Origin of the sequence: Flavobacterium galactosidilyticum, from assembly GCF_020911945.1 — a bacterium.
Classification (GTDB): domain Bacteria; phylum Bacteroidota; class Bacteroidia; order Flavobacteriales; family Flavobacteriaceae; genus Flavobacterium; species Flavobacterium galactosidilyticum.
In genome coordinates this window covers 1,549,247-1,566,976 of record NZ_CP087135.1, presented here as the reverse complement: position 1 = coordinate 1,566,976, position 17,730 = coordinate 1,549,247, and the positions used below count along the sequence as shown (strand labels likewise).

Genomic DNA, 17,730 nt, shown 5'->3' with positions numbered 1-17,730 from the left:
AGAGCTCTTAAGTTTTATTTATGCATTGTCAATTTCTTCTTGAACGATTTCCCAATCCAATAGTAATTTATCTAGTTCTGCTTTTTTCTTGTTGTATGCCGTGAAGAACTTAGCATCCTCAATATGCTTGTCATAATTAGAAGCTAGCATTTTATCATCATGCTGAATGTCTCTTTCTAATTGCTTGATCTGACTTTCAACCTTACTTAATTTGTTTTGCAAAGCCTTCCCTTTTTTCTGATCTTCGTAAGAAGTCTTATTACTTTCTTTTGGCGAAACCGATTTTTGAGCATCTTTCTTCTCCACTTCACGCATATTCTCCATATTGCGTTGTTCCAAGAAATAATTGATATCTCCTAAATATTCCTTTATTTTTTGGTCTTTAAACTCATACACTAAGTTTGACATTCCTTGCAAGAAATCCCTATCGTGAGATACCAATAATAAGGTTCCACCGAACTTTTGCAAAGCTGCTTTCAAAACATTCTTAGATTTAATATCCAAGTGATTAGTAGGCTCATCCATCAGTAAAACGTTGATGGGCTGCAAAAGCAATTTACATAGCGCTAAACGGTTTCTTTCGCCTCCAGAAAGCACTTTCACCTTTTTCTCGACATCATCACCTCTAAACAAAAATGAACCTAGCATATCGCGTACTTTCATTCGATTCGTATCTGCTGCTGCATCTTCCATGGTTTGAAGCAAGGTAATTTCACCATCTAAATATTCCGCTTGGTTTTGAGCAAAATAGCCTAATTGCACATTATGCCCTAGTTTAATATTTCCTTGGTATTCAAATTCATCCACTATCGCTTTGATAAAAGTCGATTTCCCTTGACCATTTTGTCCAACAAAAGCGATTTTACTTCCACGCTCTACTAAAAGATTAATATCTTTTAAAATCGTTTTATCGCCGTAACTCTTAGTAACATTTTCTGCTTCAATTACGACTCTTCCTGGTTCTTTTGAAACTGGAAATGTAATATTCATCACTGAATTATCATCTTCATCAACTTCGATACGCTCAACTTTATCTAATTTTTTGATTAAAGATTGTGCCATCGAGGCTTTAGAGGCTTTCGCACGGAATTTTTCAATTAACTTCTCAGTCTCTTCAATTTTCTTCGCTTGATTCTTTTGCGTTGCTAATTGCTTTTCACGAATTTCATGACGCAATTCTAAATATTCTGAATATGGTTTATTAAAATCGTACGCTTTTCCAAGTGAAATTTCGATAGTTCTATTTGTCACATTATCGAGGAACATTTTATCGTGCGATACGATCACGACTACTCCAGCATAATTACGCAAGAAACTTTCTAACCAAATGATACTTTCGATATCCAAGTGATTCGTGGGCTCATCCAGCAGCAATACGTCATTAGCTTGTAATAATAATTTAGCTAATTCAATACGCATTCTCCATCCACCAGAAAAAGTTTCGGTTTGATTATCAAAAACTTCTCTCTTAAATCCTAAACCAAGAAGAATTTTCTCAGTATCACCTACATAATTATAACCACCAAGTAATTCAAATCGGTGCGTGTAATCAGATAAGTCTTCTATAATCTGGCTGTACTCCTCACTTTCATAATCAGTACGAGTAACCAATAAATGATTAATTTGCTCTAGCTTTTTTTCTACAATTTTAATGTCTGTAAATGCTTCATAGGCTTCTTCTAAAACAGTTCTCCCTTGTTCAAAATCGATATCTTGACGAAGGAAACCCATACGAACTTCTTTTTCTGTAGCAATCTGACCAGAATCTGGTTTGAAATCTCCTGCTAAAATTTTAAGCATGGTAGATTTACCAGCACCGTTTTTTCCTACAAGACCAACTCTGTCTCCAGCACCCAGTCGAAAGGTAACTTCTTCAAATAAATAAGTACCGCCAAAAGAAACAGATAAATTATGTATATTAAGCATGTATTGTGATTTTATTCCTTTTTGAATCCGTAAATTTGTACTTCTAAAAAGGAAAAATTAAATTTTTTGCAAATGTTAAAAAAAGGATCCAAATTAAATAGTATTTTAACAGGAACTTGTCCTAAATGTCAGAATGAGAGTATGTATTGCGATCAAAACATGCTTCATTTAGATAAAATATTAAAAATGAATGAGAACTGCAGTCATTGTGGTTTGCGATACCAAATTGAACCTTCTTTTTTTTATGGCGCAATGTATGTTAGCTATGGACTAAACGTTGCTATAGGAATTGCCGCTTTTATCATTTCGTTTTTGATTTTTGGCGCAAGCCTTAAAGTTGCATTTATTGTTATTATTGCTGCGATTGTACTTTCATTTGCCATAGTATTAAGGTTGTCGAGGAATATTTACATCAATATGTTTGTCTCTTACGATCCAAAAACGAATTTAAACTAAATTATTTTCGGACTTTCTTGTTGCATCTTTTTATATCAATAACAGGATCTAACGGAATTTGAAATTCAATATAATCAAATAATGCTTTAGCCATTGCAGGCCCAAGCATTACCCCACGTGTTCCTAAACCGTTAAGAATATGAATATTTAGATGTTCGTGATGTGTTCCTACTAGCGGCCTTCTATCTTTAACCGTAGGACGCACGCCAGCAAAATGCGATATTATTTCAAAATCACAGTTTATAATTTCTTTAATTCTATCTACTAGCTCTGCTTTTCCTTCTTCAGTAGGTAAGTCAGTCTTATCCTTCCAGTTATAAGTAGCGCCAACTTTGAATAAATCATTACCAAGTGGCAAAATGAACACGCTAGTATTTACAATCACATCCAAATCTAGTTCAGGTGCTTTTATTATAAAAAGCTCTCCTTTGGTACCATCTAATGGTAAATCTTGAAAGTATGGATTTGCATGCATGCCAAAACCTTCTGCAAAAACGATATGCTTCACTTGAACATCTTTATAACGAATAGCATTTGCTTCAAACTGTAAAGCTTCGTAATCAAAACTTTCCCCTTGAAATAAATTGATTTTTTTTAAGTATTCTCTGTATTTATTTAAAAGCAAAGCGGTATCTACATAACCAGTTTGCAAAACTTCACCATAACCGAAAGGCGAATCTATACTTGGATATTTTTTTGAAATGATTTGCGAAGATAGAAATGGAGCTAATGCAATTTTATCCGAAGCGGCAAACCAGTTATTCTGTTCCTCAACCGAAAAAAACTTTCTCAAAATAGGGCTTTTGAAATCTACTTTGCAATTTATCTTTTTTTCAATAGCAGGGTAAAAATCAGCCATTACATCTAACTGTTCCTTAGCTTTCCACACTTCGCTGAAGCGTTTTAAAATAACTGGATTATAAAGTCCACCTGCAATTTTAGAAGAATTTTGTGAGTCATTATCCAAAACAAGTATGGATTTACCATTTTGCAAAGCAACTTCTGAGAATGAAATCCCAGCTAAACCAGAACCTACTATTAAATAATCAATCATTACAATATTCAATTTTATAAATAAACAAAGATAAGCGTATTAAAACCAAAAAACTCTTACCGTTACAGTAAGAGTTTGATTTATGTATTTAAAATAAAATTTAATAATTCCACATATCAGATTCGAAATTTCGAATTTTCTCTTTGACTCTCTCCGACTCAAGCAACTGATTTTGAGCATTATTTTTCATATAATCGTCGATATTTCTATCACCATATACATTTTCTTCCTTGTAAATAACACTATTAAAACGTCTTGAATTCAAAATTTGATCAAACGAGATTGGCATTGCTGAATTTTTTTCATTAAAGGCTTTTGCTTCATGCAATACTTCTCTCGCAGCTGGAAAAAATACCCAGAATAACTCAATATAATCTTTCTCATCATTGTTCATCGTGTAAACATCTGGAGTTACAGGACAAATCCCTAATAAGCGATATTTTAATTCACTTTGACGCTTATCAAAATACCAATACCCTTTTATCTTATACTGAGTAACATCTGCAGCTGTTAAATCTTGTCTTAAAACATACTCTTCAGAGACTTTTTTGCCTGCATTTATTTGCTCTCTACCAGCATCAGTAGTATCTATTCGGCTTAATGAGCCTTCAATATCTTTTAACGATTTTTTAGTATTGAAATAACTGTCGGTATATACCTCCGTAATTTCCCCACTTTTCATTGCCTTAGTCAATACATCATATAAAGATCTTCTATCTGAACCAATATTCGCAGCATCAATAGGAAAATACAGCGCAAAGTTAATTCTTTCGCTTAAGTCAATAATCTCCCATACTGTCTTACCCATCAAAACATCCCTATCATGCACATAACCGTATGCTAACGGTTTATCGTTATCAGAATTTAGTTGTGCTTTAGTTTTAAGTCCTATTTGATCCGGAGTTTTTGCGTTAAGCAAATTTGATTGACCAAATGACGCAAAACTTCCAGCAATAGAGAAAATAGCGATTAAAAAATTTCTTATGTTCATAATGTTATCTAAATAAGATATTGAAGTAAGTTAAAATAAACCTACTTATTATTGTATTTCAAAAATTACTGGTGCAGTTCTTGGCAACAAATAGCTTCCCGCTCCAACAAGTTTTGTTTTAATTTCAGAAATGGTAACTTGATCTCCTTTTCCTGCTTTTGAAAGCACCGCTTTACATTGAGCATTCAATCTATTACCTTGTACTACAACAGTAGGTTGACCAGTAATTTTAAGATTAAAGCCAACAACATTCAAACCAACTTCAAAATCAAAATCTTCTAATTTAGCACCTATAGTAGCAATTTCAAGATTTGATTTAGGCCCTTTTACAATACCTGTTTCTCCTCTAATAGTTCCTGTTGGACCAGGAATACCTTTAATTCTAAACTGTTTTTTATCCGATACTTTTTCACCGTTTGGCAAAGTTCCTGTAACAACAATAGTTACTTGGTCACCTCCACCTGGCGATAAATTATACTTTCCTTTACCAGCTGAGCTCAAACCTGGAGCTGAAGCCGATACTTTATCAGCACTAATACCTGCAAATGAAACAGATATAGGATTGACAACCCCTCTATAAACCACATTCATTTTATCAGCAGAAATTGTAGCTGAGTTTGGTTTAGGCACAACAACATAGTTCCCTTTAAATTTAAGTGGAACTGTTTTTCCATCCTCCATAAAAGTAAACTGACCATTTATAGCTTGCTCACCAACACCTCCAGCAGTCATAGAAATTACAGCCTGACCATTTACTATTTGTCCCGGACCTGAAAATGATGTTGGTTTAGTATTTTTGTCATAACGACCTAAAACTACTTTTCCTGTCACTTTTTCTCCTTGAAAATAAGCATTTTTATCAAGAACTACAATTGCCTCATAATTGCTGTAAGATGCAGCAGCAACAGCAGCTTTACCTAATAAAGTATTATAAACATCTGTTTCCGTTTTTTTAACGTCATTTTGCCAAGCAGATAATTTTGCTAACGATGCAACAGCTGGAAAACCTTTAAAATGATAATCTAAATAATCAATCGCGATACCATCTTTGTTTTTAACTTTCGAAAGGTCAAATTTACTATCAACCTCAGCTAAAATAGGTGCTAATTTTTTATTATCACCTAAAGTTAATTTCATATCAGCTTTATATTTTTCGATAGTTGCTATAACTTCTTTTCCTTTAGCGGAATAGCCACTTGCACTAAACCATAAATTATCGATGTTATCACCCTTGTCCATTGCCTCATAAGGCAATTTCCCTGTTTCAGGATCAACTTCAGTTCCTACTAAAACATCCGACTTTATCTTTCCAATATAGTTGTAAAAATTCTTAGTTATTTCTTCTACTTTGTGCGCAGTGGCTGAGGCCGCTGCAAATTCTCCACCTGCTTCAGATGCTTTAGCATCTAAACCAGCTAACATCTGAGTGTTAGACAATTCAGCTGAAGAGTTAGAACTTTCAAATTTTTCATTCATTAATCCAAAAGCAGATAACACTTCTTTGGACATATTTAATGCTAACATCGCGATGAAAACCAAGTACATTAGGTTAATCATCTTCTGTCTAGGGGTTAATTTTCCTGCTGCCATATTTTTTTAATAATTAGTTTGTTGTTAATTTAATTGCTTGAAACTAATTATCCTTTATTATTCATTGCAGAAAGCATTCCTCCATATACGCTGTTCAAAGACGTAAGATTAGAAGTCAAAGATTGCATTTGATCTTTTAATTTTAGATTATTTTCAGCAACTTCTTCATTGATCTGAGCATTTCTTGAAGCGCTTTGTAATTGAATTTTATATAGACTGTTTAAAGATTCCATTTGGGCAGCAGCCAAAGTCAATTCTTCACTATATTTTTTTGTAGATGCAATAGAATCAACAGTTGGCGCAATACCTTTAGCAGCTGATTCAAAGTTTTTGATACTATTTCCTAAGCTAGCCATTAATTCTCCATCAATTTTAGCGTCTTTCAACATGGCATCTAATTTTTGAGATAACATTCCTTGTGTTTCTGTTGCTACTTCAACTTTTTTAGCTGCAGGTCTAGCTTGGCCATTAGCTAATTCTGGATACACTAGAGTCCAGTCTAAATCTTTATCAACTGGTTCGAATGCAGAAAGAGCAAAAATAGCTGCCTCTACTACTAATCCTACAGTAAGCATTAAGTTACCAGTTAAAAATCCAAATTCAATATGTGTTATTTTGAATAATGCTCCAAGGATTACAACTGCTGCTCCCATACCGTATGCGAAATTCATCGTTTTTTTGCTCAATAATGCCATAATAATTTTTGTTTATTTACTTAATAGATTTGGTTTGGTTTATTTTTTACTTTTTATTTTTTTTGTTTACGGTAGTTTGAACCCCCATATAATCTTGAACAGTTCTAAAACCAACATAACTCCTTGCTGAATCGGCATATTCATAATCTCTGGTACTTACTTGTAGGAAATAAGCAACATCTTTCCATGATCCACCACGTAAAACTTTACGCTGATTAGATCCATCTTGAACATTTGGATTCATTGAAGAAACGTATTCATACGCATTTGAATCATAAGAGGAATCAGTCCATTCAGACACGTTTCCTGCCATGTTATACAAGTTGTAACCATTAGGTTCAAAAGACTTTGCTTCAACAGTGTACAAAGCATCGTCAGCAGCATAATCACCTCTATTAGGTTTGAAATTCGCTAAGAAACACCCTCTGTCATTTTTAGTATAAGGACCTCCCCAAGGATAAGTAGCAGATTCTAATCCACCTCTGGCAGCATATTCCCATTCAGCTTCCGTAGGCAATCTAAAACTGTTAACTAAGTCGCGACCTTTTTTCTTTGATTTGATGTATGTGTTTTTATTTAAAGTTCTCCAAGCACAAAAAGCTTTTGCCTGAGTCCACTTAACACCTACTACTGGATAGTCACCATATGCTTTATGCCAGAAATAATCATTGTGCATCGGCTCATTGTAAGAATAAGCAAAATCCTTAATCCACACTGTAGTATCTGGATAAACTTTTACCTCTTCTGTTTTAATAAATTCTTTTCTCTTTCCTTCTTTTGCTTTAGCAGCAGCTTGAATGTCCATCCAAGAATAACGGAACTTCAATTTATTTACATCCATAGTACGAAGCCCGTTGTATGATTCCTCTATAGGAATGTACATAGAATCCATTACTTCAGTGTAATACTCATCAGGATACAACTTTGTATCTTTGATTAATTTTATTTTTTTATTTAGTCTTCTACCTGCATATTCATCATCAACAGTACCTATACTATAATAATTATCATACATATATTTATCATAAGCGGTCATCTTTGCAGGATCTGAATCATCAAATGCATAGTCACCAATACTACCCGCATTTTTGCCTTTACCTGATCCAGGTTTTAACCCACTCATATCAGCAAGAATAGCTAACTTAACTCTGATTGTTGAATCTTTTACCCACTCAACAAACTGACGATACTCACTATTGGTGATTTCGGTCTCATCCATGTAGAAAGAACGAACGGTAACTGTTTTTGTAGGAGCGTCTTCAACGTTAGCTAAATCAGCATCTGATTTACCCATGATAAAAGCACCGCCAGGAATTAATGCCATACCGTATGGCTTCTCGGGATGCCATTTTCCTCCATTAATACCAACTAATTCTCCTTTATCGCTTGATTTACCACAGCTAATTATAAGAGTTAAAATTGTCGCAAAAGCTATGAACTTCTTCATGTAAATTTGGTTTCTATTCATTATTTTTAAGGCTGTAAACGTATTTATTTTTTTTTAAAAAAACAATTTTTTTGAACTAAACAAAATATTTTTTATAAAAGAATCATAAATAGATAAAAAAATACTCTAAATGATGTTTTTTCTTTGCGCTTTCCACCATCTTTCTGGTAATTCTTGATTGCACGCTAATAAATATTCATCATAAGAACATGGTAATAACGTATTTCTTTTTAGTTTATTACTACCATTGGAAATAAATGGTATTTCGATCCACCAACGATCTGTTTTGTCGCTTTTATAAAAAATCAACTCCTCTTCTTCCAGGGGTACAATATATTTTAAATAATTTTCTCTACTACCAAAAGGATACTCATTCGAACGATAATGAAATCCTTCTATAAAATACCAAATGATCTGAGCTATAAGCACTGATTCTTGCGCCAAATTATTATGATTAAAAAGTCCGAAAGATGATACTTTATCACTTATCCCAGCATATCGAGCTAAAGAACATATTTCTTTCCCGTTGAAACCATTAGGTTGAAATGAAACAAAATTACCAGAATCAGCTGACTTTATTGAATTTAAATCAATACTCACTAAATCAGCATCTCTAAAAACAGGTTCTGAAATAGCAATGTTATTAGAAACTTCTCCCAACCTGTAAGCATCAAAATAAAGTTTCTCGATTAAATCAATCTCTTCTTGTGAATTAAAATAAGTTTGGTACCCTATATTACAATAATTAAAAAGATTGTTGGGTTCATCTATAATTATCTGGGTCAGATATGAAGTTGAAGACATCGTTTCGTCTTCTTTTCCAAAATCGAACTTATTATCAATGGAAACTAAATTAACCATTTGCTCTAAATCGTCATAACCTCTATAAATTGCATAGGTAAGATCTTGAGAACCTCCAATTACTATTGGAATAATTTTTTTTTTGATTAAACTTGCTACAACTTTCTTTACAGCAAAATAAGTGTCTTGAATAGAATTACCTGCCAATATATCACCTAGATCAGCTATAGATGCATCCCAATTTCCAGGAAACAAGCCATACAATTCTTTTCGTACAGGAATTAAGTCAATATCCGAAATTGCATTTTTATCGCCGCGATTATCGAAAACACCAATAATTGCAATTTTAATTTTATTTAAATCAGGAAATTGCTCGTTAGTATGTAAAACAATTTTACTTCCTAGTTGCTGAGAAGTCAATCCATCAATATATTCTAGGATCTCATCATCTAGGGGTTTAAGAAAATCAAATTCCATTTTTTACTTTTTTGCTACGGGTTTCTTAACTACTGCTTTCTTAGCAGGTGCTTTCTTCGCAGGTGCTTTTTTAGCAGCTGCTTTTTTAGCCGGCGTTTTCTTGGCAATCATTTCCTGAACTTCTTCTAATGTCAATTTTGTAGCATCAACATCTTTGCTTAATTCAATTTTGATTTTACCTTTTGTAATAACTGAACGACCCCAGCGGGCTTTTTCAACTAAAATTCCTTCTTCTTCCCAGTTATGCAAAACCTTATCAATATTCTTTTGCAATTTATCTTCTATCAACGCTTCAATATCTGCTTGAGACAAATTATCAAAATTATATTTCTTACTTACATTGATAAACAAGCCGTCCCATTTGATAAAAGGACCAAAACGACCCACACCTTTTTGAACACCTTCACCTTTATAAACTGCAATCGGTGCATCGGCTAGTGCTTTTTCATCGATTAATTCCTGAGCTCTTTCAAAATCTACATCTAATGGATTTTCACCTTTTGGCAAAGAAACAAAAGCAGCACCGTGACGAATATAAGGACCATAACGGCCATTACTCACTTCAACTTCTTCTCCTTTATATTCACCTAAATTTTTTGGTAATAAAAATAAATTCAATGTTTCTTCGAGAGTGATGTTTCCAATGTTTTGATCGTTCATCAAACTCGCAAACTTTTTCTCTTCATCATCAGCAGCACCTATTTGAGCCATGGGTCCAAATTTCCCTAAACGAACTGAAACCGGTTTCCCTGTTTTTGGATCTATTCCTAAAATTCTCTCCCCACTTTCTCTATCCGCATTCGCTTCTACATCTTTCACGATTGGGTGAAATTGATCATAGAATTCTTGCATCATTTTCGTCCAAACGATATTTCCTTCAGCAATTTCATCAAAATCCTGTTCCACTTTTGCAGTGAAATTATAATCTAAAATATTTCCGAAATTCTTAACTAAGAAATCTGTAACAATTGTTCCAATATCGGTAGGAACTAATTTCCCTTTATCAGAACCGGTATTTTCTTTCAATAGCTTCTCTCCTACTTTTCCGGATTGTAACGTCAATTGCGTATAATTACGTTCTTGTCCGTCAAGATTTCCTTTCTCTACATAATTTCTATTGATAATCGTAGAAATCGTTGGTGCATAAGTAGAAGGACGACCAATACCCAATTCTTCTAATTTTTTCACCAAGGAAGCTTCAGTATATCTTGCAGCTGCACGAGAATATCTCTCTGTCGCAGTAATGTAATTATTTTGTAATTTTTCGTTGACTTTCATTGCAGGTAACATTCCTTCTTGCTCTTCTTCATCGTCATCATGACCTTCCAAGTACACTTTCAAGAAACCTTCAAAAAGCAACACTTCTCCAGATGCCGTGAAAATTTCACTGTGATTGTTTGCTTCAATTTTCACGTTGGTACGTTCTAATTGCGCATCACTCATTTGCGAAGCCAACGTCCTTTTCCAAATCAAATCATACAAACGCGCTTGGTCTCTGTCAATATCTACCGTATGACGAGACATATCCGTAGGACGAATCGCCTCGTGTGCTTCCTGTGCGCCTTTACTTTTATTGACAAATGTTCGTGGTTTAGAGAATTCTTTTCCATACGATTTGATAATTTCAGCCTGAGCAGCCTCCATCGCATCTTTGGATAAGTTCACACTATCCGTTCTCATATACGTGATAAGTCCCGCTTCGTACAAACGTTGTGCGAGTTGCATGGTAATTCCAACAGGCAAATACAATTTTCTCGCTGCTTCTTGTTGCAAAGTAGAAGTTGTAAATGGACCAGTTGGCGATTTTTTGGTAGGCTTCGTTTCTAAATCAGCTACCTTATATGTAGAACCTATATTTTTATTTAAAAAATCTTCAGCTTCTTTTTTAGTATTGAAATTTTTAGGAAGTTTAGCTTTAAATGACTTTCCAGCTTCGTTAGTGAATTCCGCCACAACAGAATATGTTGCAACAGCATTAAAGTTGTGAATTTCTCTTTCACGTTCCACAATCAAACGAACCGAAACCGATTGAACACGTCCGGCAGAAAGTCCTCCTTTTATTTTTCTCCAAAGTACCGGAGATAATTCATACCCAACCAATCGATCTAATACACGTCGCGCTTGTTGCGCATTGACTAAATTATAATCAATTTCACGTGGATTATCAATCGCTTTTAGAATCGCAGTTTTAGTAATTTCGTGAAATACAATACGTTTTGTTTTACTTTTGTCTAATTTTAATTCTTCGGCTAAATGCCAAGAAATAGCCTCACCCTCGCGATCCTCATCACTTGCTAACCATACCATATCAGCTTTCTTAGCTAATCCTTTCAATTTAGTAACTAAAGCCTTTTTATCAGCAGAAACTTCGTATTTAGGTTTGAAACCATTTTCAACATCTACACCAATTTCCTTTGAAGGCAAGTCGGCTATATGCCCATAACTGGACTCCACTTGAAAATCACTTCCCAAAAATTTCTCGATTGTTTTTGCCTTTGCTGGTGACTCTACTATTACTAAATTCTTTGCCATATCCCGTTTGTTTGTGTCGGCAAAAGTATATGATTTTTTTAAATTTTGAGTTTTTTAAATTTTAAAAGTCAAAATAAGCGTTGAAATAAAACTTTGAGATATCGTAAATTCAATAATTTTCAGAAATATTTAATCCTTAATTAATGTGATCAAAAAGCATATTTCTAACCCTTTATTATTTTATTAACTGAAATCCCATAGCCCAGATTGAAGTAAAAAGCCCAGAATTAAAAAAGTAAAAGTTTCCAGTTCTAGAAAAGCGACTTCAAGAAGCTCTTTCTAGGACTTTGGAAACTTTACTTTTTTAGTGAGGACTTGCAAAGGAAAGCTGGAAATAGCTGCCGATGATTTTAGAATTTAGAAAAACGATATTTGATTTTAGATCGATTATAAAAGCGCCACATCAATTCCCTTAATTTTTGTTAATTCTTAGTCTGACATCTTGTCATATTTATTTGAATTCACTTATATTTGCACTTTAAACTAGATGATGGAAAAGATTATTGAAGAAAGCAAACAAGGCGAGAGTCTTGTCCTAGAACATAAACCTGAGAATACTAAAAAACTATTTATAGAAAGTTACGGCTGCGCGATGAATTTTTCGGACAGTGAGATCGTAGCTTCCATATTATCGAGTAACGGATATAATACGACACAAAAACTTGAAGAAGCTGATTTGGTTTTGGTAAACACCTGTTCTATTCGGGATAAAGCAGAGCAAACAATTCGTAAAAGACTGGAAAAATACAATGCTGTTAAACGTATTAATCCAAAAATGAAAGTGGGAGTCCTAGGTTGTATGGCAGAACGTTTGAAAAGTCAATTCCTGGAAGAAGAAAAAATAGTAGATCTAGTTGTAGGTCCTGATGCGTACAAAGATTTACCTAATTTATTGAGCGAAGTTGAGGAAGGAAGAGATGCTATAAACGTTATTTTGTCTAAAGACGAAACGTACGGCGATATTTCTCCTGTTCGATTGATGAGTAACGGAATTACCGCACTAGTTTCTATCACACGTGGCTGTGATAATATGTGTACGTTTTGTGTAGTACCTTTTACTCGCGGACGAGAACGCAGCCGTGAGCCACAAAGTATCATGAAAGAAATTCAGGATTTGTGGTCAAAAGGTTTTAAGGAAATAACCCTTTTAGGCCAGAACGTAGACAGTTATTTATGGTACGGTGGCGGATTGAAAAAAGATTTTGACAATGCTACTGAAATGCAAAAAGCTACGGCAGTAGATTTTGACCAATTGCTGGAAATGGTTGCAGTAGGTTTCCCAAAAATGAGAATCCGATTTTCGACTTCAAATCCGCAGGACATGCACGAAAGCATATTGCATGTCATTGCCAAACATCCTAATATTTGTAAGCACATACATTTACCTGTTCAATCAGGAAGTAACCGAATTCTAAAAGAAATGAACCGTTTACATACGCGTGAAGAATACATGACTTTGATTGATAAAATAAGAAGTATCATTCCTAACTGTTCGATTTCGCAAGATATGATTTCTGGTTTTCCAACGGAAACTGAGCAAGATCACCACGACACCTTGAGTTTGATGGAATATGTGAAATATAATTTTGGTTATATGTATTCGTATTCAGAACGCCCGGGAACATTGGCAGGAAGAAAAATGGAAGATGATGTGCCAGAAGAAACTAAAGCACGAAGATTACAAGAAATTGTCGATTTGCAACAAAAACATGCTTGGTTGCGCTCTGAGGAATTCATTGGACAAACTGTTGAAGTTTTGGTTGAAAAAGTGTCAAAAAAATCAACTGAGGAGTTTTCTGGAAGAAATTCACAGAGTATTACAGTGGTTTTCCCAAAAGAGAATTATAAAATTGGTGATTTTGTGAATGTGAAAATCTTGAGTTGTACTAGTGGAACTTTAAAGGGAGAAGCTGTTGGATTGAGTGAGATGAATTAAAAAGTACAACCACAGATTACGCAAATTTCCGCAAATTCATTCTTATAAAAATCGAATATGAGCGACACTAATGAATATTACTACAAGAAAAATGAAAACTATGAAATAGTAGGTCTTTGCATGGAATTGCATAGAATACTTGGCCCACGCTTGGTAGAAATTGTATATAAAGACGCTTTATAAATAGAATTGAAAAACAATAATATTCCTTACGAAAGAGAAAAAGAATATAATGTAGAATACAAAGGAATTATTCTACCGCATAAATTTCATGCTAATTTTGTCGTTTATGATGATATTGTACTTGAAGTAAAATCAGTAAAAGAGATTAGCAATGATCATCTTGCACAAATCCTAAATTATATGAAGTTAGCAGATACTCCCATTGGAATAATCGCAAACTTCCAAAACAAATCTTTAGTTCATAAAAGACTTATAAACAGTTAAAAACACAATTTACGAAAATTTGTGTAATTTGTGGTTAAGAAATAATAATGAGATTGCTTTGCTTTGTGCCTTGCAACTCCTCGCAATGACATATGGAAACAGTTCAAAACATAAAACAACGATTTGAGATTATTGGGAATGACCCAAAGCTTAATCGTGCGATAGAAAAAGCAATTCAAGTTGCTCCCACTGATATTACGGTACTAGTTGCGGGAGAAAGCGGTGTGGGTAAAGAGAATATGCCTAGAATTATCCATTCGCTTTCACATAGAAAGCATGGGAAATATATTGCTGTAAACTGCGGTGCAATTCCGGAAGGAACTATTGATAGTGAGCTTTTCGGACATGAGAAAGGTGCTTTTACAGGTGCAACAAATACTCGAGAAGGCTATTTTGAAGTGGCTGATGGAGGAACTATTTTCCTAGATGAAGTGGGCGAATTACCTCTTACTACACAAGTGCGTTTGCTTCGTGTTCTAGAAAATGGAGAATTTATCAAAGTGGGTTCATCACAGGTTCAAAAAACGAATGTGAGAATTGTAGCTGCTACAAATGTGAATTTATTTGATGCTATCGAAAAAGGCAAATTCCGAGAGGACTTGTATTACCGTTTAAGCACAGTTGATATTGTATTACCACCTTTGCGTGATCGAAAAGATGATATTCATTTGTTATTTAGAAAATTCGTAGCTGATTTTGCACATAAGTATAAAATGCCACCTTTGAAATTAGACGATAATGCAATTCCCGTATTACAGAAATTTAGATGGAGTGGAAACATTCGTCAATTGCGAAATGTGGCTGAACAAATATCTGTTTTAGAAACCAATAGAGACATATCTGCCGCGACTTTACAGTCGTATCTTCCAGAACAAGGCAGTAATCTACCATCTGTAATTAAGGATAAAAAGAGCGAAAGTGATTTTAGTACAGAAAGAGAAATTTTATACAAAGTACTTTTTGATATGAAAAGTGATTTGAATGATTTGAAAAAACTAACATTGGAACTGATTCAAAACGGAAGTTCTAAAGTACAAGAGGCAAATCAGAATTTGATTAAAAAAATATACGGATCTAAAGAAAATGATAGTGAAATTGATTTTGAAGAAGAACCAAGAGGCGCTTTGATTACCTCTCAAAACAATCAAGATTTATATCAAGAAAATGATGATAACTATCTTTTTGCAGAAACTATAGAGGAAGAAGAAACTTTAAGATTAGAGCAAAAAGAAATTGAAATGATCAAAAAATCATTAGAAAAAAACAAAGGAAAAAGAAAAGCCGCAGCAGATGAATTAGGGATTTCTGAACGAACATTATATCGAAAAATAAAGCAATTTGATTTATAAAATAATAAATTCAAAATCCCAAAATAAGGTTACTTTTGAAAAGTAAATTAAAGCCACCAGCCTTTTACTAAATTAATATGAAAAAAATACATTTCTTAGCACTCTTCATCGTTTTATTGGTAACAAATAGCTGTTCCGTTTATAACTTTACGGGAACCGGAAAAATTGACGCCAAAACATTTCAAGTTGGCTTTTTTCAAAATAATGCGGAACTAATCGAACCAGGAATTGATAGAAGATTTACATTAGAACTTCAAGATTTGATTCAGAACCAGACAAATCTGAATTTAGTTAAAAATGGTGCTGATTTATCGTACGAAGGAGAAATTGTAGATTATAGAATTAGTCCGATGACTGCTACTGCAGATCAAAGAGCTGCTCAAAATCGATTAACCATCAGAATAATTGTTCGTTTTACCAATAAGAAAACGGAAAAAGACGATTTTGAAAAATCATTCTCATTTTTCTATGATTACCCAGCTGAACAGCAATTGACAGGCGCTACATTAAACTCTGCCTTGAAAGATATTTTCGAAAGAATAACGCAAGATATATTCAATGAATCTTTAGCTAAATGGTAAATGAGCCACTTAGGTAGTTGACAATTTTTACTATTCCGTTAACTACACTAACATTACTGAACACTAAAATCTGATTACTGAGCACCAAGCACTACAAACTGATTACTCAAAAATATGAATGTTACTGATTATACTTATTTAATTAACAAACCGGATCTAATTCACGAAAAGCAAACAGAAGCTTTAGCGAAAGTATTAGAAGAATTTCCGTATTTTCAAAGTGCGCGTGCAATTCAGTTAAAAGGATTATACAATCAGAACAGTTATAAATACAATGCAGCTTTAAAAACTACAGCAGCATATACAACGGATAGATCAGTTTTATTTGATTTTATTACTTCAGATACTTTTATCTCAATTGATAAAAATTTATACGAAAGAAAAGCACTTGAGATTCTTGATATTTACGTCCATGGTAGCGAAATCCTAGTTCCTGAGGAAAAGCAAGCGATTAAAATAAACAAATTGGAGCAATCGATACTAACTTCAATAAAAGAAGCTTCACCTGTACAAATTAAAGAACCTGCAGATATAAAAATTGAAGAAACTTCAAAAACAGTTGAAGAAAAACTGGAGATAGGTCAACCTTTAGATTTTTCTAAAAAAGAACAACATTCCTTTCAAGAATGGCTTCAGCTTTCAAGAACTCAACCTATAAAAAGAGAAAACGAGTTAGATAACAACCAAACTGCACCTATTATTGATCCCGACAAACAAAAAAAGTTAGCGTTAATCGATAAGTTCATAGAAAACAGTCCGAAAATTCCACCAGTCAAGCACGGAGTACCCTCTACAGTTAGCTTTGACCTAAATGCTTCTGACAATTCTTACCTGATGACAGAGACTTTAGCAAGGGTTTATTTGGAACAAAAAAAATATCAAAAAGCGATTCAAGCTTATGAAATATTAATTTTGAAATATCCAGAAAAAAGTAGTTTCTTTGCAGACCGCATAACGGATATAAAGATTTTACAACATAACAATAATTAAACAATGAGCACATTTTCAATTTTTTTAGTTTTAATAACTATAGTTTGTTTTCTATTAATCGTGGTTATAATGGTTCAAAACCCTAAAGGTGGCGGATTATCTTCTACACTAGGCGGTTCTCAGATGATGGGAGGAGTACAAAAAACAACTGACTTTTTAGATAAAAGTACTTGGACATTAGCAACTATACTGATTGCACTTATCCTTCTTTCAAGCTTAAGTTTTACTGGTTCATTGAGTGATACTGATTCAAAAATCATCAACAATGCCCCTACAACTGCTCCAGTAGCACCTGTACAAAATACACCTGCTGTACCAACTCCAGCAAAATAAATTATATATACTATTTTAAAAATGCCAGCTTGTCAAAGCTGGCATTTTTTTTAAGCAAATGTGTCAGTTTTAGTAGGCTGGCACAATTTCTGAAATCCAATAAGCATTCATTAAAACTATAAAAT

At 33.7% G+C, this 17,730-nt stretch carries 16 protein-coding genes; 8 read left to right on the top strand and 8 right to left on the bottom strand.

The annotated features are described in order from the left end of the window. Positions 1–18: 18 nt before the first annotated feature. Entirely contained in the window at positions 19–1,926 is a 1,908-nt protein-coding gene (locus LNP27_RS06810) for an ABC-F family ATP-binding cassette domain-containing protein (RefSeq protein ID WP_229943847.1), read from the bottom strand. A 72-nt stretch (positions 1,927–1,998) separates the two neighbouring features. Between LNP27_RS06810 and LNP27_RS06805 the strand changes: the two genes are divergently transcribed. Then, entirely contained in the window at positions 1,999–2,382 is a 384-nt protein-coding gene (locus tag LNP27_RS06805) for a DUF983 domain-containing protein (protein WP_229943846.1), read from the top strand. A gap of 1 nt (position 2,383) precedes the next feature. Here the strand turns inward: LNP27_RS06805 and LNP27_RS06800 are convergent, their stop codons facing one another. From LNP27_RS06800 to topA, 7 genes are all read right to left on the bottom strand, one after another. After that, entirely contained in the window at positions 2,384–3,436 is a 1,053-nt protein-coding gene (locus tag LNP27_RS06800) for an NAD(P)/FAD-dependent oxidoreductase (RefSeq protein ID WP_229943845.1), read from the bottom strand. Positions 3,437–3,536: 100 nt separating this feature from the next. Further along, positions 3,537–4,427, bottom strand: a complete 891-nt coding sequence (gene porN / locus LNP27_RS06795) for a type IX secretion system ring subunit PorN/GldN (protein WP_229943844.1) — start codon at positions 4,425–4,427, stop codon at positions 3,537–3,539. A gap of 48 nt (positions 4,428–4,475) precedes the next feature. Then, the gene (gene porM, locus LNP27_RS06790) at positions 4,476–6,017 is read right to left on the bottom strand and encodes a type IX secretion system motor protein PorM/GldM (protein ID WP_229943843.1); all 1,542 of its coding nucleotides are present in this window, start codon (positions 6,015–6,017) and stop codon (positions 4,476–4,478) included. A 47-nt stretch (positions 6,018–6,064) separates the two neighbouring features. After that, positions 6,065–6,712, bottom strand: a complete 648-nt coding sequence (gene porL / locus LNP27_RS06785) for a type IX secretion system motor protein PorL/GldL (protein WP_229943842.1) — start codon at positions 6,710–6,712, stop codon at positions 6,065–6,067. Positions 6,713–6,758: 46 nt separating this feature from the next. Continuing rightward, complete coding sequence (gene porK / locus LNP27_RS06780) at positions 6,759–8,159, bottom strand: T9SS ring complex lipoprotein PorK/GldK (RefSeq protein WP_229943841.1); 1,401 nt, start codon at positions 8,157–8,159, stop codon at positions 6,759–6,761. A gap of 126 nt (positions 8,160–8,285) precedes the next feature. Then, the gene (locus tag LNP27_RS06775; RefSeq protein ID WP_229943840.1) at positions 8,286–9,437 is read right to left on the bottom strand and encodes a formimidoylglutamase; all 1,152 of its coding nucleotides are present in this window, start codon (positions 9,435–9,437) and stop codon (positions 8,286–8,288) included. A 3-nt stretch (positions 9,438–9,440) separates the two neighbouring features. Then, positions 9,441–11,969 (bottom strand): type I DNA topoisomerase, encoded by a 2,529-nt coding sequence (topA, locus tag LNP27_RS06770; protein WP_229943839.1) that lies wholly within the window; start codon positions 11,967–11,969, stop codon positions 9,441–9,443. Positions 11,970–12,459: 490 nt separating this feature from the next. Here topA and miaB point away from each other — a divergent pair, with 490 nt between their 5' ends. From miaB to secG, 7 genes are all read left to right on the top strand, one after another. Then, the gene (miaB, locus tag LNP27_RS06765) at positions 12,460–13,905 is read left to right on the top strand and encodes a tRNA (N6-isopentenyl adenosine(37)-C2)-methylthiotransferase MiaB (protein ID WP_229943838.1); all 1,446 of its coding nucleotides are present in this window, start codon (positions 12,460–12,462) and stop codon (positions 13,903–13,905) included. A gap of 57 nt (positions 13,906–13,962) precedes the next feature. After that, on the top strand, positions 13,963–14,088 hold the full coding sequence (locus LNP27_RS15230; protein ID WP_255673718.1) for a GxxExxY protein: 126 nt from the start codon (positions 13,963–13,965) through the stop codon (positions 14,086–14,088). 6 nt (positions 14,089–14,094) lie between these two features. Further along, on the top strand, positions 14,095–14,352 hold the full coding sequence (locus LNP27_RS06760; RefSeq protein ID WP_229943837.1) for a GxxExxY protein: 258 nt from the start codon (positions 14,095–14,097) through the stop codon (positions 14,350–14,352). Positions 14,353–14,444: 92 nt separating this feature from the next. Further along, a complete protein-coding gene (locus LNP27_RS06755; protein ID WP_229943836.1) occupies positions 14,445–15,701 on the top strand; it encodes a sigma-54 interaction domain-containing protein in 1,257 nt (418 codons plus the stop codon). A gap of 77 nt (positions 15,702–15,778) precedes the next feature. After that, positions 15,779–16,282 (top strand): LptE family protein, encoded by a 504-nt coding sequence (locus LNP27_RS06750; RefSeq protein WP_229943835.1) that lies wholly within the window; start codon positions 15,779–15,781, stop codon positions 16,280–16,282. A gap of 114 nt (positions 16,283–16,396) precedes the next feature. Then, positions 16,397–17,272: a tetratricopeptide repeat protein gene (locus tag LNP27_RS06745; RefSeq protein WP_229943834.1), complete on the top strand. Its 876-nt coding sequence runs from the start codon at positions 16,397–16,399 to the stop codon at positions 17,270–17,272. A gap of 3 nt (positions 17,273–17,275) precedes the next feature. Next, positions 17,276–17,605, top strand: a complete 330-nt coding sequence (gene secG / locus LNP27_RS06740; RefSeq protein WP_229943833.1) for a preprotein translocase subunit SecG — start codon at positions 17,276–17,278, stop codon at positions 17,603–17,605. Positions 17,606–17,730: the final 125 nt, after the last annotated feature.